This window comes from Paenibacillus terrae HPL-003, assembly GCF_000235585.1.
In the GTDB taxonomy this organism is placed as follows: Bacteria; Bacillota; Bacilli; order Paenibacillales; family Paenibacillaceae; genus Paenibacillus; species Paenibacillus terrae_B.
In genome coordinates this window covers 1,304,864-1,327,435 of the sequence record NC_016641.1, presented here as the reverse complement: position 1 = coordinate 1,327,435, position 22,572 = coordinate 1,304,864, and the positions used below count along the sequence as shown (strand labels likewise).

The 22,572-nt window shown below is 48.5% G+C and carries 14 protein-coding genes and 1 pseudogene; 7 read left to right on the top strand and 8 right to left on the bottom strand.

What is annotated here, in order from left to right:
• Positions 1–117: 117 nt before the first annotated feature.
• The 3 genes from HPL003_RS06040 to HPL003_RS06030 all read right to left on the bottom strand — a co-directional run bounded on the left by HPL003_RS06040 (position 118) and on the right by HPL003_RS06030 (position 4,290).
• The gene (locus HPL003_RS06040; RefSeq protein ID WP_014278745.1) at positions 118–1,245 is read right to left on the bottom strand and encodes a glycoside hydrolase family 88/105 protein; all 1,128 of its coding nucleotides are present in this window, start codon (positions 1,243–1,245) and stop codon (positions 118–120) included.
• A 50-nt stretch (positions 1,246–1,295) separates the two neighbouring features.
• Complete coding sequence (locus HPL003_RS06035) at positions 1,296–2,828, bottom strand: MFS transporter (RefSeq protein WP_014278744.1); 1,533 nt, start codon at positions 2,826–2,828, stop codon at positions 1,296–1,298.
• Positions 2,829–2,940: 112 nt separating this feature from the next.
• On the bottom strand, positions 2,941–4,290 hold the full coding sequence (locus HPL003_RS06030; RefSeq protein ID WP_014278743.1) for a right-handed parallel beta-helix repeat-containing protein: 1,350 nt from the start codon (positions 4,288–4,290) through the stop codon (positions 2,941–2,943).
• 328 nt (positions 4,291–4,618) lie between these two features.
• Here HPL003_RS06030 and HPL003_RS30165 point away from each other — a divergent pair, with 328 nt between their 5' ends.
• A complete protein-coding gene (locus HPL003_RS30165) occupies positions 4,619–4,753 on the top strand; it encodes a hypothetical protein (protein WP_014278742.1) in 135 nt (44 codons plus the stop codon).
• Positions 4,749–4,862 (top strand): annotated as a pseudogene (locus HPL003_RS29625) (S26 family signal peptidase); the annotation flags it as partial. The gene HPL003_RS30165 and the pseudogene HPL003_RS29625, both read left to right, overlap by 5 nt.
• A gap of 61 nt (positions 4,863–4,923) precedes the next feature.
• Here the strand turns inward: HPL003_RS29625 and HPL003_RS06025 are convergent.
• Positions 4,924–6,126: a GTP-binding protein gene (locus tag HPL003_RS06025; protein WP_014278741.1), complete on the bottom strand. Its 1,203-nt coding sequence runs from the start codon at positions 6,124–6,126 to the stop codon at positions 4,924–4,926.
• A 295-nt stretch (positions 6,127–6,421) separates the two neighbouring features.
• Here HPL003_RS06025 and HPL003_RS06020 point away from each other — a divergent pair, with 295 nt between their 5' ends.
• Positions 6,422–8,239: a methyl-accepting chemotaxis protein gene (locus tag HPL003_RS06020; protein ID WP_014278740.1), complete on the top strand. Its 1,818-nt coding sequence runs from the start codon at positions 6,422–6,424 to the stop codon at positions 8,237–8,239.
• A 159-nt stretch (positions 8,240–8,398) separates the two neighbouring features.
• Here HPL003_RS06020 and HPL003_RS06015 read toward each other — a convergent pair whose 3' ends face one another.
• On the bottom strand, positions 8,399–9,229 hold the full coding sequence (locus tag HPL003_RS06015) for a carbohydrate ABC transporter permease (protein WP_014278739.1): 831 nt from the start codon (positions 9,227–9,229) through the stop codon (positions 8,399–8,401).
• Positions 9,229–10,125, bottom strand: a complete 897-nt coding sequence (locus HPL003_RS06010) for a carbohydrate ABC transporter permease (protein ID WP_014278738.1) — start codon at positions 10,123–10,125, stop codon at positions 9,229–9,231. Before HPL003_RS06010 ends, HPL003_RS06015 begins: the two co-directional genes overlap by 1 nt.
• A gap of 190 nt (positions 10,126–10,315) precedes the next feature.
• On the opposite strand from HPL003_RS06010, the gene HPL003_RS06005 reads away from it, so the two are divergent.
• The 4 genes from HPL003_RS06005 to HPL003_RS05990 all read left to right on the top strand — a co-directional run bounded on the left by HPL003_RS06005 (position 10,316) and on the right by HPL003_RS05990 (position 16,527).
• Positions 10,316–12,109: a cache domain-containing sensor histidine kinase gene (locus tag HPL003_RS06005; RefSeq protein ID WP_043922315.1), complete on the top strand. Its 1,794-nt coding sequence runs from the start codon at positions 10,316–10,318 to the stop codon at positions 12,107–12,109.
• Complete coding sequence (locus HPL003_RS06000) at positions 12,102–13,763, top strand: response regulator (RefSeq protein ID WP_014278736.1); 1,662 nt, start codon at positions 12,102–12,104, stop codon at positions 13,761–13,763. Before HPL003_RS06005 ends, HPL003_RS06000 begins: the two co-directional genes overlap by 8 nt.
• A 106-nt stretch (positions 13,764–13,869) precedes the next feature.
• On the top strand, positions 13,870–15,174 hold the full coding sequence (locus tag HPL003_RS05995) for an ABC transporter substrate-binding protein (RefSeq protein ID WP_014278735.1): 1,305 nt from the start codon (positions 13,870–13,872) through the stop codon (positions 15,172–15,174).
• A gap of 324 nt (positions 15,175–15,498) precedes the next feature.
• Complete coding sequence (locus HPL003_RS05990; protein WP_014278734.1) at positions 15,499–16,527, top strand: NADH:flavin oxidoreductase/NADH oxidase; 1,029 nt, start codon at positions 15,499–15,501, stop codon at positions 16,525–16,527.
• Between the two features lie 168 nt (positions 16,528–16,695).
• Here the strand turns inward: HPL003_RS05990 and HPL003_RS05985 are convergent, their stop codons facing one another.
• Entirely contained in the window at positions 16,696–20,121 is a 3,426-nt protein-coding gene (locus tag HPL003_RS05985; RefSeq protein ID WP_014278733.1) for a family 14 glycosylhydrolase, read from the bottom strand.
• 249 nt (positions 20,122–20,370) lie between these two features.
• Complete coding sequence (locus HPL003_RS05980; protein WP_014278732.1) at positions 20,371–22,563, bottom strand: alpha-glucuronidase family glycosyl hydrolase; 2,193 nt, start codon at positions 22,561–22,563, stop codon at positions 20,371–20,373.
• Positions 22,564–22,572: the final 9 nt, after the last annotated feature.

Below are 22,572 nucleotides of genomic sequence, written 5' to 3'. Positions count from 1 at the left end.
GAGTGTAAGGGAGATATATTAAGGCAACTACTTATCATCTCTGTAGCTACAACAAAAGGACGAGGGTCATTGGCCCCCGTCCTTTTGTTGTTGTAGAAAGATATACAGCGGTCCGCTTTAGATCCGTTCCGCTTCACCCATCGCCTGAATAAAAGCTCCGATACCTTTAGGATCGTTGGTTATAATCGGCTCGCTGATATAGTAAGTGAAGGTACCGTCCCGTCGATCTTTACCACCCAAACCGCTTACTTGCACCGTTTTGTTCAAATTCACGAGTCCTTCTTCGGTAATCGTGATAAATTCATCAATAATGCCTTTACGGATGATTTCTGCCTCTTGGCGATAATGCTCTGGCAGATAACCTTTGCGTACGCCTTTGGCGATAGCATAGAGAATCATACAGGAAGCGGAGGATTCCAGATAGTTGCCTTTCAGATGGCCCAGGTTGAGCACCTGATAAAAGACTCCACTTTCTTTATCACGTACTTTCAGTAGAGCTTCCAGTGTTTCCGTCAGCATATCGAGCAAGGCAGGGCGATCTGCGTGATCTTCTGGAATATAGTCCAGCACGTCAACTAGTGCCATGACGAACCAGCCGATGGAGCGTCCCCAGAAGTTCTTGGAGCAGCCTGTTTGCGGGTTGCACCATGGCTGTTCATGCTTCTCATCCCAAGCGTGGTAGAGCAGGCCTGTTTGAGGATCACGCGTATGCTCGTAACAGAGCTTGAATTGCAGGGTAACATCGTCAAACTCTGACGGATCTCCAAATTCGCGGATAAATTCAGCGTAGAACGGGGCACCCATGTACAAGCCGTCCAGCCAAATTTGATACGGATAAATTTGCTTATGCCAGAATGCGCCCTCGCTTGTGCGAGGATGTTTTTCCAACTGACTGCGTAATTGGTAAGCTGCCTTTTTATATCGTTCGTCTCCTGTGGCACGATACAGAGAGAAGAGCAGCTTTCCGTTATTCACGTGGTCAATATTGTACTCATCTACTTTATAGCGCTGAATCACGCCATTTTCGTCAACAAAATGATCCATATGTTTTTTTATAAATTCCATATACTTGGGATCGCCTGTCAGTTCGCCAACCCATTCCAGACCTCTGTAAATAACGCCGTGGTCATATTCCCATTTTTCATAATATTCCGGACTCCGTTTCAGAACAGAGTCACTCATACGTACAGCCCAAGAATCTGTTTTTGTAGGATTGGTTGTCGGTTGTGATGTTGGATTTGCCATAATACAGTCACCTCTTTGGTAAATATTTGATTCGTAATCGTTGTTTGTGCTTACATGGAAGGCGTATGTGATCTAGGGTCAGCAGGTTTGTTCTTGAAACCTACATTATTGTTGCCCCAGCACCGATCGTAATTAAAACCTGTCAGATCCTCGAATACCTTTCGAGCTTCCGGTTTGGCCGACTTCATCGAGCCACCGTTTTTAAGGCGGTCAATTTCGGTAATCAGCTTCTTGTGGCTGTCAATGTCCAGCTTCATGACGACAGACGCAATCATACCGATGATCGCTAACACAATTGTACCTACCACGAGTACATAGAAAATAGCATGCTGAGCGGCAATCGGCTGACTATCAGCCCCGGATACGAATCCGAAATGCTGTAGCACCCAGCCAAGTATGAAGACGACGACGGCTCGCACCATTTTACCTGCGAAAGTCATCATACCTGCATAAATTCCTTCCCGGCGACGACCAGTCAGTGCCTCATCTACATCAGCAAGGAACGTATATTGATTCCAAGGAATATAGTAGACCCCGCCTGTACCAAGCCCCATAAACAGTGTGATGACATATAGCCATACCATTGTATTGGAGGCTCCCGTTATATAGAGCAGGCCGTAACCCGCTACGCTAAAGCAAACGACGACGAGTGCGGCGATAAAAGGCATACGGAACCCTTTGCGCACACAGAACTGGATGAAGAAATAGGTAGAAATTAATTGAATGACAGAGTTAAAGCTATTCAGATTAGATACCATCTCCGAGCTTTGGAACAGGGAAAACACAATAAAGTACGTAAAGGCAGAAGTGAACAGCCACTCGGCTGAAAAGCCGCCCAGATACATGCCCAGATGATGACGGAACGTCTTCACCCGGAAGGTCGAGGAAATGTCAATAAACAGCTTTTTCATGGAATCTATAAAGGAAAGCGGAGCTTCACCTTCCAGTTCCTTTTGCAGTTCCTCCGTAGGGCGTTCCCAAGAATTCTTGTACAAGAATGCCATTGCAATTAGCAAAATACCTGCAAATACTAGGCCGGTATAAAAGAAGGGCAATGGAGAGTCTTTACCATACTCAGCGATAAAGCGACCAGGGATAAAAGCGGCGGCAAAATTGGCAATTTTACCGAACATGGCCTTCCATCCGGTCAGTCTGGAACGTGCGCCGAAATCCCGGGTCATCTCTGCGGCAAGTGCTTCATATGGCACCATAACAGAGGTATACACCAGTTCAAACAGTACGTACGTACTTAGGTAATACCAGAAACCCAACCCATCTACCCAAAGCAACGGATACACGAGCATCAGCGGAATCCCCATCATAATGAAAAAACGTCGTCTGCCGAATTTACGGCCCAGGCGGGTTCGATGAAAGTTGTCGCTAATAAAGCCCATGATCGGATTGCTGACTGCATCGATGATGCTGGCAACGGAGAAAATGGCTGCGGCCTGAACGGGAGACAGTCCGCAAAAGGTCGTATAAAAGTACATTAACCATGCGCCACTAATAGCAAGTGCACCGCTTCCCAGCATGTTGCCGCTTCCATAGGCGAGTGTATGTTTCATTGTGATTTTTCGTTCCATGATCTGTTCACCTCATATTTTGTCTGGTTATGAGGACAATTCACCGGTCGCTATATTATGCAGAATGTCTATGTTGGTAGATGGGCCAGGGCGTCCTGATTGGGTTGGGCTTTTAGCGTGCCCCTATATTGTTGCCGCTCGGAGTGCCCGAGCCGATCAGATCGCTTCCTGAAGCCAGCTTGAGGAAGTTACCTAGCTGGATGGAACCGTCTGCACTTCTGGTAACGGAAGGAACGAGACTGACAAAGTCAGCGGCGCTGGCGAGAAGACCTTTGGCATTGGTGCTTTTTTTGCTTTTCCACCAGACGTTAGAATTATCTTGATCGGTTCCACTGGTCTTGTCACTGGCTGTTCCTTCAAAGGAAAGATTGTTAATAAACACGTGTTCACCTTTGTCAAAAGCAAAATTGCTCTCGCCATTGCTCCATGAAGTATTATTGGTCAGGGTAATGGTGCCGGGATTGCTGTTGTAGGTAAAGCCGTGCTTTTTGTTCTGAAAAGCAATGCTGTTTTTCACAATATGGTTGACCTTGATTTTGTCCCCGCCCAGCTTAAAACCATTGCCGTCACTGTTAGCGGTAGACGTTCCGTCAGAAGTCTGTCCGTTGTGATGGGCAACACTGTTCAAGATCGTTACCGCTCCGATTGGTCCGGTTGCTGCTTTGGTAAACAGATCCCAACCGTCATCGACGTTGTAAGCAGCCACGCAGTTATCGAACACATTGCCTGATCCTACAGTCAGCTTGGCGGCAAATCCGTCGGCATCCTCACCGTTATCAGGATCAGCATTATCATGAGAGTAGGAGTTCAAGATGAGGTTGTTCGAAGGCCATTCACTGTTAGCGGCTGTAGTGGAGTAGCGTCCGAGTTGGAGCCCGGTGTCGCGGTTATGGTGAGTTTCCACGTTTTCAATCCGGTTGTTGCTGCCGCCGATATAGATACCGTTATCCCCGGCACCCTTTACTTCAAGACCTTTTACCAGCCAATAGTCTCCGAAAAGCTGGAGTCCACGGTTAGCGGAACCAAAGGCTTGACCCGAAAAATCAAGTACTGGCTTTTCACTGCCGTAAGCAACTAACCCTTTGAGGGAGCCATTGCTGCCATTATTTCCACGCTGAACGGTAATCGTTGAGGAATAGGCGTAGTTGCCTCCGCGCAGATAAATGGTTTTACCAGGAGCAATTTGTGTAAGTGCGGCTTCAAGAGTAGTAGGACTGGATATGGTGCCTGGATTGGACACGTTACCATTTGGCGCTACATACAAGTCGCCTGCCGCCAGTGTGATGGAGATAGCAGATGAATCCGTTGCACTGGCAGCCTCTTCTGAAAGGGAAGAAGAAGGGACATTGGATGACGTATCTGCGTAAGCGGTTCCAAGAAGAAAAGAAGAAGCGAAAACAAAAGAAACACCGAGTCTTAGAGCGTTAAACCCGTTTTTTGGACGTTCATTGCGTTTAAACATGTAAATTCCTCCTTATTTCATCTTTTATTTTAAAAGAAGATAGCACTATAAAAGCGACTTATGCTGTCTTTCATGCGAAACGAACACACCTCCCTGGGTGACGATTAACTGGCATATGTCTAAAACGCTCTAAGAAGTATAAGCTCAGTTTAATATATGTTAACGTTTGCATCAACTGTTTTTTGATGATATTTTAAGATTGTGAAAAAAAGTTCACACTTTTGTTTCAACTAAAAATGCGGTTTTGCCAAGCTGGGAAAAATTGATTACACTTATACAATATACACATATTAGGAATAGAATCTATGAGTAAAGGCGGGTTTGACGTATGGATCACGGGAATCTTTCGACGAGTCCAGCTATACAGAAAGCTTCGAGAAAGCAGCCGCAAGTTAAGAATGAGATTGTGGATTGGTTTAAAGCGATTATCGTCGGTGTTGTTCTCGTGTTCATTATTCAATAGTAGAGACAGTCGTGCGATTGGGTTTGTTTCGATTAAAGATATTGTAGGACGTGCGGATGTGGTTTTCTGGCCGCTGAGCAGCGTGCAATTGGTGAAGCATGATGAATAGAAGAGCGCCTAAGACGGAATGCTGTTCCCCGTTTTAGGCGCTTTGCGTTTCTCTGAAGCTATTATATTTTTTTCGTAAAAGGGTCAGGCAGCTTGCGCCAGTCCTGCTCCATCTCTTCAGGAGTCAGCAGTGTCTCATCGAGCGTACGCTCGATTTCTTCCCGATTCATGTCTATGCCGATAAATACGAGCTTGGTCACCCGGTCCCCGTATTTTTCATCCCAGTCCGGCGTTTTTTCAAAATCTTCTCCGAGATAGTATTGGCGTTCTTCCTCGGTCAAAGCAGATACCCACAGTCCTGCGCGGGCGAATTGCTTGGAGCTGCCCGCCTGACTGAATGTAAAAGCGGTACGATTCTGCGTAGCGAACCACACCAATCCCTTGGAGCGGACAACCTCAGCAGGCCATTTGGCCAGCCATTTCAGCAAACGTTCTGGATGAAACGGGATTTTGCGCTTGTACACAAACGAAGCAATGCCGTATTCCTCTGTCTCCGGTACGTGCTCCTCCTTGTTCATCTCCTGTATCCAGCCTGCCGCTTGGCTGGCTGTTGCAAAGTCGAAACGATGCGTGTTCAAAATCTCCTTCGGATCCACTTTACCGTATTCGGAACGTATGATTTTGGCATTCGGTTGAATACCGCGCAGCGCTTTTTCCAGTCGGTCCAGCTCTTCCGGGGATACCAGATCGCATTTGTTAATGATCAGCACATCACAAAATTCCACCTGCTCCACCAGCAGATCAACGATGCCGCGTGCATCTTCGTCCGCAACTTCCTGCCCGCGATCCTTGAGGGAGTCTCTGGAGTAGAAGTCTTTCCAAAATTCCGGCGCATTCACAACAGTAACCATCGTATCCAGCCGAGTCAGCTTGGTCAGGTCGATATCGTTTTCTTCATCTACATAACTGAACGTTTGGGCTACCGGAATGGGTTCGCCGATGCCCGTGGACTCAATGAGGATATAGTCAAACTTTTTATCGAGCGCCAGTCGTTCTACCTCTTTTAGGAGGTCTTCCCTCAGGGTGCAGCAGATGCAACCGTTGGACATTTCCACCAGCTTCTCATCCACGCGGGATAATCCTCCGCCATCCCGAATGAGATCGGCATCCATGTTTACCTCGCTCATGTCATTGACAATGACAGCTACCCGCAAGCCTTCCCGGTTATTCAGCACATGATTGAGCAGCGTGGTTTTGCCTGAACCGAGGTACCCGCTAAGTACCGTAACCGGTATTTTCTTTTCCAATTCCATAGTGTTTGCCAACGTAATCACTCATCCCTTCGAAAATGTTCATGAAATGCTGAATGTGTTGTAGTGGCTACAATGTCAGATAGGGAAGCTGCAATGCTCCCCTTGTCGATTTTTAATCGTAATAATTACGAATAATAAAATCAGTAAATCATTAATGAGGGGCAATGTCAAGGGAAGCTACACGGAAAGTTGTATATTCAATAATTGAAACTTATGCATCAAAATTTAACTGTTTCAAATGATAAACAAGCGTATAATAACCCATTAGACCTAAGAAAATTGTCCCATACAAAGGAGATATTTTAGAATGAAAATTGGTAAAAAACTATCCATTAGTTTTGCAGCCGTATTATTGCTTACATTGGTTGTGGGTATTATTGGTGAGTATGCTACTTCGTCTTTACATAAATCATATCAAAGCATGATTGATGATAGAGTCGCTAAAATTTTGATGATTAAAGAATTGAAGTACGATGCTGCGAGTCAGACCAAGTATTTCCGCGGGTATCTGGTGACTGGAGATCAGGACGAAATGAACAGTTATCTGAAAGAACGCGAAACCTTTGCAGCGACCATGAAGAAACTGCAATCAACGCCAGTACTGGACAAGCCCAAACAAATGGCAGAACAACTCCAGCAGATGGAGGCTGAATATGCAGATATCGTGAAGGAAATTACCTCATATAAGCAGCAGGGGGATGTGGCGACCTACACAAGATTAGTGGAGGAAAAATGTAAGCCGATGGCGCTTGCTTTGGAACAACAGTCACAGGCGATGGAGCAATACCAGACGGAGCTTCTGAACCAATCTCAAGTCGAGCAGGGGGAAAAGCTTCAATATGTACAGATGATGATTATCATTGCGATGGCGCTCGCACTGGTGATTGGGATCGTATTGGCGTATGTAATTACCCGTATGATTGCCCGTCCGGTGGTTCAGGTGGCTAAAGCCGCGCGATATATTGCAGAAGGGGATCTGACACAGGAGGATATTCAAATTCAGCAGAAGGATGAGATTGGTGAAATGGCGCAGAGCTTTAACGATATGAAACGCCAACTTCGTTCGCTGATGCAAGTGATTTATCAGAATGCGCAAGGGGTCACGCTTGCTTCGGGTGAGCTGTCCAGTGGCTCCGGACAGGTGGCGGAAGGCACGCGGCAGATGGCGGAGACGGTACAGGGAATCCATGATTCGGCGGGCAATCAGGTCGAGCGGAACCGTGAAAACCAGCAGGCAGTCAAGGAAAGTGCAGAAGGCGTTCAAAAGATTGCCCAATCGGCATCCATTACCGCAGAGCTGTCCGAACAGGCAATTCAAGAGACAGAGCGCGGTAATTCGGACCTGGAGGAAACGGTTATACAGATGCGCCATATTCAGGATACGATGAAGGGTTCGGTCAAGGTCATTCAGGAATTAGGCGAGCAATCGAAGAAAATCCAAAGTGTAACGCAATTTATTCGGGATATCGCCAAGCAAACCAATTTGCTGTCGTTGAACGCCTCCATTGAAGCGGCTAGAGCCGGGGAATCGGGCAAGGGCTTTGCTGTCGTGGCGGGTGAAGTGAAGAAGCTTGCCGAACAGACGGGTCAAGCTTCTCAACAGATTGCTGTCTTTATGGATGCCATGGCGGATACAGTGAACCAGGCCGTGGACTCGATCCAGAAAGGCTCCAGCGAGGTTGAGGCCGGAACGAATCTGATTCACCGAACTGGGCAGACGTTTAGCAAAGTACATGAAGCGGTACAAACAGTCGCTGAGCATACCCAGGACGTGTCGGCTGCCACCGAAGAATTGTCTGCAATTACCGAGCAGCTGCTGGACTCGGAGCAAAAGCTGGTGGGCTTGTCCCGTGAAATTGCAGGGGAATCGGAGTTGGCTGCGGCTGTATGCGAGGAGCAACTCGCTTCTATGGAGGTTATTGCGGATTCTGCCGATTCGCTGCGTCATATGGCTGCTGAGCTTATGTCGGAAATACAGTATTTCCGCATTACAGACGATGCAGACGAGAATGCTCCGGCTTCGGGTCATTCAGGAGATACGAATGGTGGGCGCGGGACATTCACCAGACGTACATCTATGGATAGAATTTCAATTTCAGATACACCGATTCATCCTGCTTCCTGAGTGGGAAGTGTTATGTATGGACAAGCCTTGTTCAGGATTGAACAGGGTACAACCAAGAGGACTTGCGCGAACAACACGCAAGTCCTCTTTTTTGCTATCTGGCTTCGTATACTTAAATACGCCAACTTTTTACATGCGCCGGGAATCACCACTTTGAACTCAGCCTTTGACCGCTCCCGCGACAACACCTTTGACGATGTATTTTTGCAGGAAAATAAATACGACGATGGAAGGCAGCACAGCCATCACCATGGCTGTCATGGCATATTGCCAGTCTGACGTATACTGTCCAACAAAGGTATAGGCCGCCAGCGTAAGTGTTTTGGTGCTGGGTGAGCCGTTAACCATGAGTAGGGGCAGCAGAAAATCGTTCCAAATCCACATCACGTCGATGATCACAATGGTGGCGGTAACGGATTTTAGCAAGGGGAAAATGACCGAAAAGAAAAGCCGGAAGCCTGAGGCTCCGTCGATCTTGGCGCTTTCGTCAATCTCGTTGGGAATTCCTTTGACAAATCCGTGATAGATAAACACCGCCAGGGGAGCGCCGAAGCCCCAATACAGCAGGCCAAGTCCCCAGGTGCTGTCCGCCAGATGCAGGTCTTTCGCGAGTCGCAAGACAGTCAGCATAATGGACTGAAACGGGATCAACATTGGCATAATGCACAGCATGTAGATTGCAGAACTCCATTTGCTTTTGGTCCGTGCCAGCTTATAGGCGGCAATAGAGGATACCAGTACAATACCTGCCAGCCCGACTATGGTAATGATCGTGTTATTCAGAAATAAGCGTGGATAGTTAATGAATTTCCATACATATACGTAGTTATCCAGCGAAAGCTGCTTGGGCAACGCAATGACGTCGGTCATGACCTCAGCGAAGCTTTTGAACGAATTGTTAATGGCAAGAAACAGCGGATACAAAAATAACAGCGATAATACAATCATGCCCGCTTCCAGCAAAATACGTCCCATACGTCTGCGTTGCATCAGGCTTCAACCTCCCTGCGTTTGAAAATAGACAATTGGATGATCGTAATAATCAGCACTGCGACGAATAATAACAACGCTTTGGCTGTTCCGTAGCCGTACAGATTGTTCTGGAACGTGTCCCGATAAATATCATACGCAATACTGTAGGTTGTACCTCCCGGCCCGCCGCCAGTCAGGGATAGAATGACGTCGAACACCTTGATCGAGTTGGTCAGAGCCATGAAAACCGAGATCGTGATGGAAGGGGCGAGCAGTGGCAGCGTAATACTGAAAAATCTCCGAATCGGCCCCGCTCCGTCCACAATAGCGGCTTCCTTCAGATCCTCCGGTACGGACTGCAAGCCTGCAATGTAAATGACCATATAAAAGCCAATGGATTGCCAGATAGATACCGCCAAAATGGAAATAAACGCGAGCCCTTCTTGCCCCAGCCAACTGAGCTGGAAGATGCCCCAGCCTGTGCTATTTCCCAGTGACTCAAAGCCTTGCATAAAGATAAACTTCCAGATAAATCCAACAATCACGAGACTGAGGATATAAGGGATAAAGAAGGCCGCCCGCAACCAAGCCGAGCTTTTCAGCTTCATGTCGAGGACAAGCGCCAGCAAAATGGCCAGCACGTTCACCAGCACAATGTACAGAATGGCATATTTGACGGTAAACCAGGCTGCATGTGCAAAGTTGGCGTCTCCGAGCAGGATTTGTTTGAAATTATCCAGCCCTACAAATTTCGGATGTTTGGATATGCCATTCCACTTGGTCAGGGAATAGCGTATCGTCATCAAAAACGGAATATAAAATGCAATCGTAATGCACAGAATTACAGGCAGTGTGAACAAACCAAACTCCAATTTACTGCCCTTATCGCCCTGGCTTCCCCTTTTTTTCAGCATAGCGCACCTCTTTTTCTCAACATTTTCCGATCTTTCGCTCCAAGCCGTTTGAGATATAATGAAAGTATAGGATAGCCCCCAGGGCCGCACCAATGGATTTAAGAAAACAGTTGAGGGTAAAAATGTGTACGCTTTCAAAAGGGGCGATTTTATCGTGATACCAAAACGAGCAGGTGCAGTTTTCAGATCCATGTGGAGACGAATAACGCAAAAATTGGTGAACAAGCTTATTTTGCTTTTTACCTCGGTGATCATTCTGGTGGTAGGCTCGCTGACGATTATCTCCTATCAGATGATTGAAAGAGAGTCGGTAAATCATAGCATTGCCAGCACAACGAATAATCTGCTGCTGGTCAATCAGAACTTGGAGGACTATCTGGAGGGGATGCAGCAGTTAGCCCTGCCGCAGCTTCGTTATAACGATATTATGAACGCGATTGCGAATGAAAATCGGGACTATGCCTCTCGAATGGTCATTGAAAACTACTTGCGCAGCATGTTTTATTCCCGTAATGATCTGGAGGCTATCTATCTGTATGTGGCAGATCGTCATCAATATTATGTGGTGACCCGGGAGACGTACAATATTACGGTGCGCCAAGGGATGAACACGGATATTCCCAAGCTGCCCTGGTTTAAGGAGGCGATGGCGAGCACAACCAATGAATCGTTCCAATCCTTTGTGAGTTCCCGCTCGGATATGGGGTATGTGACGCCACAGGGCAGCTTTATGGCGTACCATCGGGTACTGAGGTCGATTGCATCCCGTCACCCGCAGGCGGTGTTGTCCTTTTATTACAATACGAGCGCTGTGGACGATATCATGAAGAACATTCCACTGGGCAAAGGGGATCATCTCATGCTGCTAAGTCCTGAACGTATTCCCTTTTACGTGGACAGCCTTCCGTTATACGAGCGGATGCGGGACTCAGGGGTGCTGGCACAGATTGGACAGGGAGGGAGTGGTCGAGTAACATGGTCGGACAGTAGCGGTAGTCAGGAATATCTGGTCGTGTATGATGTCGGGAAAAAAGAGGGCTGGCGGCTCGTCAAGCCGATTCCATACCGTCAAATTTACGAAGCGGCTACGACGACACGGAATTGGAGCTATGTGATCGGGATTTTGTTTTTAGGGGTGTCTATTATTTTGGTAACGCTGACCTCCAATGCCATTACCAGTCCCTTACACAAGCTGTCCACCCAGATGAAGCGGTTTAGTACCGGGGATTTCGGGGCAACGGCCCCTGTGAAGGGTCATGACGAGATTGCGTATTTGTCGCTGCATTTTAACGAAATGGTCCAAAGAACCGAAGAATTAATTAATGAGCGTTATCGAATGAAGCTGGTCGAAAAAAACGCCATACTCAAGGCGCTGGAGGCTGAAATTAATCCCCATTTTCTGTACAATGCACTACAAGCCATATCTACACAGGCATTAAAGCGTGAGATGTTCGATATGGCGGATATGGTCGATGCGTTGGCCCAAACCCTGCGGTATTCTATCAACGGCAAGGATATCGTGGTTGCCCGCGAAGAGCTCCAGCATATTGAACGGTATATGGGACTGCAAAAAGCAAGATTCGGGACGAGACTGCGAATAGAGCTGGAGTGGGAGGACACGCTGATGGGGCTGCTAATCCCGAGGTTGTCCGTACAAACGCTAGTAGAAAATTCGATCAAGCATGCGCTGGAAAAGGTCTCAAGCGATATTTTGATTGTCATTTCAGCCGAATCCAGCTCTACAGATGCCACGATTACAGTCCGGGACAACGGCCCGGGGATCTCGGAGGATAAGCTGAGACAGGTGCTGGATTCGTTCGAAGAGAAATGGGAAGAACGGGAGAGTGAGCATATCGGCTTAAAAAATCTGAATACACGATTGAAGCTGTTGTATGGAGATCAGGCGGGACTATCCATACATACGGATGAAACGGGAACAGAAATCAAAATGCGCATCCCCCAGGGAGGAAGTAGCCATGTATAATGTGTTGATCATTGACGATGAGGAGCCGCTGCGCGAAGCTATTCGCATTATCGGAGACTGGAAAAACCTCGGCATCGGGCAGGTGTTTGAGGCGACGAATGGCAGATTTGGACTGGAGTTGCTGGAGCGGCACCCTATAGATGTGGTCATGGTGGATATGAAAATGCCAGAGCTGAACGGTATCGAATTTCTTCGTGCCATTGAGAAGGCGTATCCTAATTTGCTGACGATTGTCATTAGCGGCTATGACGATTTTGAGTTTACGCGGCAAGCAATTCAATCCCGAGTGGTAGATTATTTGCTCAAGCCGATCAATCGGCAGGAATTGAATCAGGCACTGCGCACAGCGGTAGATATATTGGAAAGCCGCAAGCAAAGCGAAAGCAAATTCATTAGCCAGAACATTACGCTGAATATGTCACTGCCGAAGCTGAAAGAGAAGCTATATTTGTCCATTCTGGACGGTAGCTTTAAAAGACAGGCAAATGCGGCGTTACTCCCCTTGATCGGTGCAGATAAGCCAGGGAACCGCTTTGGGGTGATCGTGCTGCGGTTGCTGAACAGGGACGAGGTCCGCATGACACGTTTTCATGGGGAGACCGATCTGATGGATTTTGCCGTGACGAACGTCATGGCTCAGACTTCGGATGAGCGGCTAAGCTGCTTTAGCTTTCCTCACCCGAGACGAGCGCGCGAGGTCGTTTCCATGTGCACATTATCTCCGGGGCAAGAAGAACATATGCCCCTTCTGCTGGCACAAGTGACACAGAAGGCGGCGACGAATCTGCACGGATTATTCGGCATGGTAGTGACAGCCGGAGTGGGTAAGCCTTGTACGGACATACTGGAACTGGCGTCTGCTTATACGGATGCCAAGGGGCTTATTCACAGCACGGACGTATTGAAGCTGACAGGGACATCGGTCATTCATACTGCGCCCCGGGAGGGAACGATGTCAGAGGAAGTGTCGTGGACGGATCGGCTGCTGTTGATTCAGAAGGATGCCCAGACAGGTCAGGCGAATCGGGCAAAGGTACTGCTAAACGACTTGCTGAAGCAGTTGGCATCTGGCTCTGCTTTTCGTTTGCAGGATGCAGATCGGATGCTGGGCGAGTTTCATTTTTTACTGAGAGAAGCGGCTATGGAGCCGGGTGCATTCATATCTGTATCTGCGACTGTATCTGATCCGGAGGGGGCTTTGGCAGAACAGAGAAAAAGCGTGGCTGAGGGTGATATCTCTGCGGACTTTACGGATTTTGCCCAGTACGGACAGCGGCTGAACCGTTTGCTGGAGCTTTACATTACCGGGGTTCAGCATGCTCAAGGGGGGAGCCAGCCCTTTGATATTACGGAGATCAAGCGGCATATTGACCGTTATTATTTTGAAGATATCAAAATTTCATTTTTTGCCGAAACGTATTTTTTAAGTCGGGAATACTTGATGAAGCTGTTCAAGCAGCAGTTTGGTTACGGGATTCACGAATATGTGCAGAAGGTCAGAATGGACAAGGCGAAGGAGCTGCTGGGCGATTCCAGTCTCAAAATTCAGGAGATTTCCGACATGCTTGGCTACAAGGATAAGAATTATTTCAGCAAGGCTTTTCGTAATTATTATCAGGTGTCACCCTCTGAGTATCGGGTGAGCCAGCAATAAACCACTTTTTTACCCTTAACGCTTCACTAATCTGCCTTTTTAAATCGGACTATATTTTTTAGAATGAGCGCATGGACGTTGATCACGAATAAATGGGGGAGTATCCATGTTAAAGAAGATGATGGCGTTGTCCGGCAGTTTGCTATTGACGGTCGGTTTGTTGAGTGGATGCGGAAGCAGCGGTGACTCAGACGCAGCGAAAGGAAAGGCTGGCGGCAACGAAGAATTGAAACCGGTTACAATAAATATGTTCACAGCCTCACCGGAGTATACGGATGCTTTTAACGCGTATATCGAGGAGTATAAGAAGGTCAAGCCGAATGTGAAGATCAATCTGGAAATCATGCAGGCAGACTATAACACGATTCTCAAGTCGAAAATTGCTTCAGGCAGTACACCGGATGTATTCCAGACCACAGCAGGAGGCGACATCGACACGTATGCCGATTATAGCGCCGATCTGACGAATGAGCCGCTGGCGGCAGCCATGACAGATGCCGTTCGAGCGAACATGAGCTCCAGTGACGGTAAAGTGTTGGGCTTCCCGGTGAAGGGGAATTTGTTTGCGCTGATTTACAACAAGGATTTGCTCACCAAGGCGGGTGTAACCTCCCCGCCTAAGACGATGGCTGAGATGCAGGACGCAGTCACCAAGCTTGAGGCGAAGGGCATCACTCCATTTGCCAACGCGTATAAAGAGTGGTGGGTATGGAAGCACATCTTCCAGCACTATGTAGATGCCGCCGCGCAGGATGCAGGTGTAGAGCCGAAACAGCTCGTCAATGATTTTATTGCAGGCAAAGCGAAAATCAAGGACTATCCGGTGCTGTACAACAACTTCTTTAGCTTTATTGATTTGACGGTGAAGCATGGCACGGATAAGCCGCTGGAACGGGACAGCAATGCGGAAGTGAGTGATTTTGCATCCGGTAAAGCTGCGTTTATGACAGGTAAAGGCGCATGGGATGAGGAAGCGATCAAGAAGATTAATCCTGACCTCAAGATTGGCATCATGGGCTATCCGGTAAGTGACAAGGCTGATCAATCGGTCATCATTACTGGTGCTGACCAAGCGCTGCGTATTAACAAGGATTCGGAAGTAGCCAAGGAGACGATTGAATTTTTCAACTGGCTGTACACTTCCGAATACGGTAAGAACTGGTTCTCCCAGGTAGCCAAGGTCATTCCTCCAATCAAGGATGCACCGCTTCCTGATCTGGAAATGCCAAAGGAAATGGAAAGCATTTTGAAAACGTCGAAGTCCGGTGATCTGTCTGTCAACTACTCGCTGGATACGTTCCACCAAAAATTTGGCGAGCTGATGCAGGCATATATCAGCGGCAACATGAACAAGGATCAGGCAGTTGCAGAGATTGAGAAGGCATGGGTGCAATTAGGTTCAGCACAATAAGATTGGTCTCGCAGAGGCGTCCGTAAGGGCGTCTTTTTGTGTTATAGCTAGGAGGCTGAGAGGGTGTAGACAAAAAAATATTTAATAATATTTAAATATTTACTTGCAAAAAGTTATTGAGTTGTGGATAATAGATTGTGTGCAATATATCTGCAACATACGACATACGACATACATAATGACTGCAAGTTTAAATGTGAGAGATACCCCGTTTGGGGAATCTCTTTATTCCGTTTGGGCTGTGTCGATCATGCTTATAATAGACCGTGTAATTTGGAACGTATTTTCATTTATGTGGTAAAGATAAAAAGGGAGATGAACGTTTTGGCGAATTCGTTGTTTACACCGTACACACTGAAAGATTTGGAATTAAAAAACCGTGTGGTGATGGCACCGATGTGCCAATACTCGGTCACGGCCAAAGACGGGATTCCGAACGATTGGCATCATGTTCACTACCTGAGCCGAGCTATTGGAGGCACGGGTCTGATTATTATAGAAATGACGGACGTGGAGCCGGATGGACGGATTACAGATTACGATCTGGGCCTTTGGTCAGATGAACATACCCCAGCTTATAAGAAGCTGGTTGACGGCATTCATGCGCACGGGTCCAAGGTAGGCATCCAGATTGCTCATGCGGGCCGTAAAGCTGAGGATGCAGCAGTGCCAGTGGCTCCTTCGGCGATTGCATACCCGGATGCGAATTATAAACAGCCGCACGCACTTACCACGGAGGAAGTACGTGGCATGGTGCGAAAATTCGCAGACGCCGCCCGTCGTGCGGTTCAAGCGGGCGTGGATACAATTGAGCTTCACGGTGCACATGGTTATTTGATTCACCAATTCCATTCGCCGGTTACGAACAAGCGGGACGACGAGTACGGTAAGGAGCTATCCCGTTTTGGTGTTGAAGTCATTCAGGCTGTACGTAAGGAAATGCCTGCGGGCATGCCGTTAATCTTCCGAATTAGTGCAGTGGAATACGTAGATGGCGGATACGATGTGGATCATGCCATTGAGCTGAGCCGTGCCTATCAGGCTGCAGGCGTAGACGTGATCCATGTTAGCTCGGGCGGGGAAGGCCCTGCTGGCGCCAGAAAGCCGGGCAACTATCCGGGCTACCAAGTGCCGTTCGCGCGCCAAATCCGCGAGGCGCTGAACATCCCGGTGATCGCTGTCGGCGCACTGGATGACCCAGCCTTGGCGCAGTCTGTTATCGGCAACGAGGATGCCGATTTGGTTGCTGTGGGACGCGGATTGCTGCGCGATCCCTATTGGGCGACTCATGCAGCGGTGACATTGCGCGGCGAGAAGCCTTTCATACCTGAACAATATCAACGTGGCTACTGAGGCCTAAGTATCCCCACGTTGTTTATATATAAACAGGGCACCTGACGAAGCGTACACTTCGTTCCAGGTGCCTGTTTTGTTTTATATTAATGATGATGTTCGGTATGCTATTAGTAGCATTGATCGGATTAATTGTTACCATTAACACATTTGAATAATCGATGTAACTCATCTAGTGAAAATTTTAACCTCCTTCGGAGCGAGAGTCACGGTGATCGAACCGTTATTGATCTGAATGCTGTCGTTGCTTAACTGGTTGGTCAGACGGGTCCCGTTGGACAGGTTATCAAAGTTGCTGATCGTGCGGGTTTGACTGCTCCACGAGTTGTTGATCAGTACGATGGCCTCGTCGCCGTTTTTAGAGCGCTGGAAGCTGTAAAAGGAGTCGTCCGCCCATTTTTCCTTTTGGCTACCGTTTTGCAGAGCAGGGTGGCTGTTGCGTACACGGTTCAGCTTGGCGATGTACTGGTACAGCTCGTGATTAGCATTAAACACGACGTTTTCACGGTTGGCGGGATCATCTCCGCCGCTAAATCCTTGCTCGGTGCCTTGATAAATGATTGGAATCCCGCGCGATGTCAAAGTAAAGCCCAAGGCGGCCTTGAGCTGGGGCCATTTGTCAGAGCTGGCACCAGGCTTGCCGGAGGCCTCGTTGAGGAAACGTTTTACATCATGATTGTCGATAAATACGCCGTTGGTCTGAGCATCGCGATAGTAACGATCATCCGAGTAGCGTTCCTTGATTTTGATCATGGATTGATCACGTCCGAAGACATCCTTGATCGTATAATACATCGGAAAATCCAGTGCAGCATCGAGATACCGGGTATAATCGCCTACATAAGCGGGATCGCCACTGTAAATCTCACCGATGGTGAAAGTGTTGGCGGCTTGGTCAAAATCCTTCAAAAAGCCTTTGGGTACATGCTTGGCGGTGTCTACCCGCAGTCCGTCGACCCCCGACTCATTCAACAGCCATTTGATCCAGTTTTTGAGCTCGTTTGCGGTTGCAGGGTTGTCCTGATTCAGGTCATCCAATCCGGCCACGTCTCCGTTTTCGATTTTCGTTTGGTTGTTGGAGCTGTAATCTGCCCCAGTGATGTCGCCATTGTGATGATACCAGTCTGCTTTGTCAAAAGGGGCCTTGGCGAAGCCGTTCGCCGGTTGAAAATCGCCTGTGTGATTGACAACTACGTCCAGCATAACAGCGATATTTTTGTCGTGCGCTTTACGGATCAGCTCCTTGAACTTGTCCATTGTACCGAGATGCCCGTCTACCGCATAAAAATCATATGTATGGTAGCCGTGGTAAGCGAATTCGCTCTTTTGCATCGTTACCGGAGTAATCCAGATGGCGGTAAAACCCATATTCTGAATATAATCGAGCTGGTTGATAATGCCTTGAAAATCGCCCCCATGCCACTTGCGCATGTCGCTGTTGTTGGAGTTGAAGCCCCCGTAATTATCGTTCGATGTATCCCCGTTGCTGAAACGGTCTGTCATGATAAAGTAAATGCTCTGTTTGCTCCAGTCTGTGCTAAGGGGAGTGGGATTGGAAGGGCTCTCTGGATCAGTGGGAGTAGAGCCGCCCGAAGGCGACCCCGTTTGGACAGTTCCTGCGGCTCCGTTAGAGCCGGGCGTGTAGGTAGAAGTACCTGTGGTGAAGAAGTAGTTTTTGGTGTTGTTGCTATCCCAGTTGTTATTACCGTCATTAAAAGCGGCTTCCAATTGGGAGGCAGAACCGATATCGACAGTAATTTTAGCATAGCCGCTAATCTCGGCATCCTGCATTTTCACACCGGGTACGGCAGTCCAATTCCCGCCAGCCGGACGGTAGTGAATGTAAGGCGAATTGAAGCCTTTTTTGTAGTAAATAGTTACCTTGTTGGTAGTACCGCCGCCTTCACCGGGGTTGGTACCGGATGGAGTACCTGATGTAATGGTTCCTGCTTTACTGGTGTCGCCTGGCGTGTAAGTAGAAGTGCCCGTGCTGAAAAGGTAGTTTTTGGTGTTGTTGCTGTCCCAGTTGTTGTTGCCATCATTAAAGGCAGCCTCCAATTGGGAAGCAGAGCCGATATCAACGGTGATTTTGGCATAGCCGCTAATCTCGGCATCCTGCATTTTCACGCCAGGCACGGCGGTCCAGTTTCCGCCAGCCGGGCGGTAGTGAATGTAAGGCGAGTTGAAGCCTTTTTTGTAGTATATGGTTACTTTGTTACCTGTACCGCCGCCGTTATCACCAGGCTTGGCCTTGCTGATAATATACTGTTTGAATCCATCCAGTTCACCGGTTGGTGAGCCGTCGCTGTTGACGAGATTGTTGATGCGCAATAGCGTAAAGCCGTGATAACCAAACTTCGTAATTTTTTCTTCGATTTTCTGGAAGCCGCTGCCGCCTGTTGGGAGCGCGTTTTCACCATTCAGGCGAACGCCCTTGGCATTCGCGATCGAGGAGACGGTGTCTACCAGTGTGGACGGCAACGAATAATTTGGTGCTGTGCCACTGTCGTTCATCTCCAGTGCAGTAAAGGTCAAATCCAGATCAGCATCCTTGAACTTCTGTATGAGACGATTGTAATCATAATATCCACCTGCATGCTCAGTGCTGTGAGGCATTGCAGGGTTGTTCATCTGCCAGTGCAGGCCGGAAATCTTGGCTCCGATACGGACACCGAACACAGAATCAAAGTTTTTGTGGGCAGCTGCTCCGATGACGCCCAGATGATTTTCAAGCACGCTTTGGTACCACGACAAGAAATCCTTACCATAGGTGGAATTATACCCGCCGTTCGTGTAAAATCCGTCCCCGTCACTCGGCGGATTGATTTGGCTAAGGCTGCTTAGCTTGGTACCCCAAGCCGCATTAATCTTGTCTAATGATCCATACTTTTCATTCATGGCCGCGCGGAACGCATTTTTGGCTGTTTCGGTATAGGCCTGGAACTTGCCACGTGCCGGGTAGCTCCATCCTGCCGCCGGATAGTAGGACGGGTATCGTAATTCACCGGAAGGGCCACCGCTTAAATAAATTTTGGGAATGATGCTTTTGTACCCGGCAAAATTTTCAGCGAACGAGGCATACAGCTCGTCATATTGCTTGCCAGCTCCGCTCCACAGTGGCGAAAGGGCCTCGTTATTGGCATAGCCGCTTTCGTCCTTGAACTGCATTTCATCTGCACTGCCCTTGCTGGACAGCCAGCTTGGGAGCGGGATGTTGCAGTCATCCCCCACATTTCCGCCGCACTTATGCGTAGAAATGATGGGAACCCACTTCAGTCCCACTTCTTTCACAGCATCTGCATAGGTCTTGTAGTAGCTCCAATCGAACTGGTTATCTCCTGCGCTCTCCACATAACCCCACCAGACGTCGGTGGTGATGGCATATACACCGTTACTTTTCAGCGTTTGCAGTTGCTTTTTGAATGCGCCCCAGTCATTGATTTTCGCCAGCGGCCCCATGACGGAAGCCTGAAAATCATCAGCAACCGCAGCGCTTGCCGTATTGGAGGGTGAGCCAATGAAGGCGGTCAGAGACAGCACAAGGCTAAGCAGAATCAGGCACCCTTTGTTCCATAGACTTCGATACAAGGTCAAATCGATCATCCTCCCCAAGCATAGTCTATTTCGATAACATCCTGTAAACGTTTACAAAATGATTATAAAGCAAGCGGTTGCATAAAAAGAAGAATTTATTGCACACTCGGGGTGGAGAAATATGACATTTCTAGTTGGCAACCGTGTGCTTAAAACGAGTCCAGGCAAAAAAATAAGGCATAAGTCTGAATCAGACGCATGCCTTTTAGTGGTGTACGGGTAGTAAATTCCAGCATAGAGGAAAGTAAATTAATAAATAGGGCGATTCTTTTGGTCCACAATTCCACTTTTGCGGTAAAAGTATGTGTTAATCCGGTCCCGCCATTCCTTGGCGTGCTCAGCCTGATGCTCTAGCCGCTCCAGCACCTGTTCATAGATCGCTTCATCCAGATGATCCCGCAGACTAATCCAAGTGTCTCTGAGGCCAACCGCACGGTCTGCACCATCAAAATGTGTATCATAAATGTGTTGAATGACGGTTTGACCAGAGTGGAGCGTGTGCGTATAAGGAACATGATGAAAGAATAATAGTAGCTCATCTGGGCAGGTTTCAGTAGATTCGTAGCTATCGGCATGGGGAGAAAAATATTGTCCTGCATAGCCCGTTCCAGTCGCGGTCGTGCGATCCACCCCGATGCCACGGCAATCAGCAAAATGATAGGTGCCCCACATCGAATATTCGTAGCCGTCTACATCCGGCCCATAGTGGTGACCGGGGCTGACCATCCAGCCGACCCCAAGCGGGGCGGTGTAGGACTCGTAGATATTCCATGAATCGAGCAGCATTTGCTTAATAGCAGGAATGAAATCTGTACCGCTGTCACTTTTTCCTTGTCCGCCAAACGTCAGCCGAACCCACTCATCAGCGATTTCACCTGCGGATAGCTCCGGGTCCCATGCCAACCGACCGTAGCCGTAAAGATTGGACTGGGCGAGCAAATGTCCGGTCCAATTGGTGTCCGCTCCAATATTGGATACAGCAGCGATCCCATAGTTGGTGTGTTTGGGAGAAGGGGAGGCAGAATCGCTCCTGCTATGCAGAGCGCCGCTCACGATGCGCTTGATGGTGGAGCCTTTTCCCTGTGCACAGGTGTCAAAATCCAGTACCTCCTTCCATTGCGGAACAAGGTAACACAGATGCCGCTGCTGTCCCGTATACTCCTGTGCAATCTGAAATTCCAGTAGTACTTGGGTAGCTTCCAGCGCACCAAACAGGGGAGAGACAGGCTCCCGCACCTGAAAATCCATGGGGCCATTTTTAATCTGTAAAATGACATTATCCCGAAACAGCCCATCCAGTGGCTTAAAATGGTCAAAGGCCGCGCGAGCCCGATCCGTCTTGCGGTCACGCCAGTCCTGCTTGCAGTCATAGACAAAGCAGCGCCAAATCACCCGTCCGCCATAGGGCCGCAACGCATCAGCCAGCATATTGGCTCCATCGGCGTGATGTCGCCCGTAGCTGAACGGCCCGGGCCGATTCTCGGAATCGGCTTTTACCACGAAGCCGCCCAGATCAGGAACGGTGGAGTAAACTTCCCGGGCTTTGGCCTGCCACCATTCAGCTACGCCAGGGTCCAGAGGATCGGCGGTGGTTAGCCCGCCGAGCTGAATAGGGCTGGCATAATTAATGCTCAAATAGATTTGGATGCCATAGGCGCGAAATATCGCAGCCACTCTGGCTACATCCGGTAGAAATGTGTCTGTAATCAGCTCGGTTTCCACGTGATGGACATTCACATTGTTAATGGATAGCGCCTGAATGCCAACAGAGGCAAGTAGACGAGCGTAGTCTCGAAGACGGTCCATATTTGTAGTAAAGGCATTATTTTCGAAAAAAATGGATGCTCCCGCATATCCACGTTCCACACTACCGTCCATGTTATCCCAGTGGTTAATCATGCGGATCGGATTAGCCGGATTGGACAACACATCCAGAAGAGGGGCGTGCAAGGATTCGGTGACGGGCTTCAGCTTATCATCCAGTCCTCCTTGCAACCAGCGCAGCAGATGAAAAACCCCATATAATATGCCTTTGCTGGTCTGCCCGGCGATCGTGACGTACGCTCCCTTGTTATCGTCGTTATCATACGAAGCTGAATGTGCCGGGTGTGGAATCTCCATCCCGCGAATTCGGTAGCCTTCTGCGCTCACATCTGCCTGTTCTTCTTCGCTAAATCGTTCTGCCGCCAACGGGTGCTCTCTGAATGTACCTAGCACAATGAATGGTGCATTCACAGGAACGGTACTGATCTTCGGCTGCTGTCCAAACAGGGAGGTCAATCCGTGCTGAAGCTCACTCGCAGCCGTGTGAAGCACTTCATCTGTCTCTTGAACTACGATGAGCTTGCACCAAGCGGGCAAGCTCTCCACCTTACGATTGCGGTGATAATGTAGCCAAGCGTCATAGCCGCTCTCTTTTGGCATATCCCTACGCTTGCTCATATTTGGGGC

Coding starts and splice junctions, on each gene's coding strand:
- HPL003_RS06040 (WP_014278745.1), bottom strand. CDS start 1,245: ATGGCAAATCCAACATCACAACCGACAACCAATCCTACAAAAACAGAT.
- HPL003_RS06005 (WP_043922315.1), top strand. CDS start 10,316: ATGTGGAGACGAATAACGCAAAAATTGGTGAACAAGCTTATTTTGCTT.
- HPL003_RS06035 (WP_014278744.1), bottom strand. CDS start 2,828: ATGGAACGAAAAATCACAATGAAACATACACTCGCCTATGGAAGCGGC.
- HPL003_RS06030 (WP_014278743.1), bottom strand. CDS start 4,290: ATGTTTAAACGCAATGAACGTCCAAAAAACGGGTTTAACGCTCTAAGA.
- HPL003_RS06020 (WP_014278740.1), top strand. CDS start 6,422: ATGAAAATTGGTAAAAAACTATCCATTAGTTTTGCAGCCGTATTATTG.
- HPL003_RS06015 (WP_014278739.1), bottom strand. CDS start 9,229: ATGCAACGCAGACGTATGGGACGTATTTTGCTGGAAGCGGGCATGATT.
- HPL003_RS05995 (WP_014278735.1), top strand. CDS start 13,870: ATGTTAAAGAAGATGATGGCGTTGTCCGGCAGTTTGCTATTGACGGTC.
- HPL003_RS30165 (WP_014278742.1), top strand. CDS start 4,619: ATGGATCACGGGAATCTTTCGACGAGTCCAGCTATACAGAAAGCTTCG.
- HPL003_RS06000 (WP_014278736.1), top strand. CDS start 12,102: ATGTATAATGTGTTGATCATTGACGATGAGGAGCCGCTGCGCGAAGCT.
- HPL003_RS06010 (WP_014278738.1), bottom strand. CDS start 10,125: ATGCTGAAAAAAAGGGGAAGCCAGGGCGATAAGGGCAGTAAATTGGAG.
- HPL003_RS05980 (WP_014278732.1), bottom strand. CDS start 22,563: ATGAGCAAGCGTAGGGATATGCCAAAAGAGAGCGGCTATGACGCTTGG.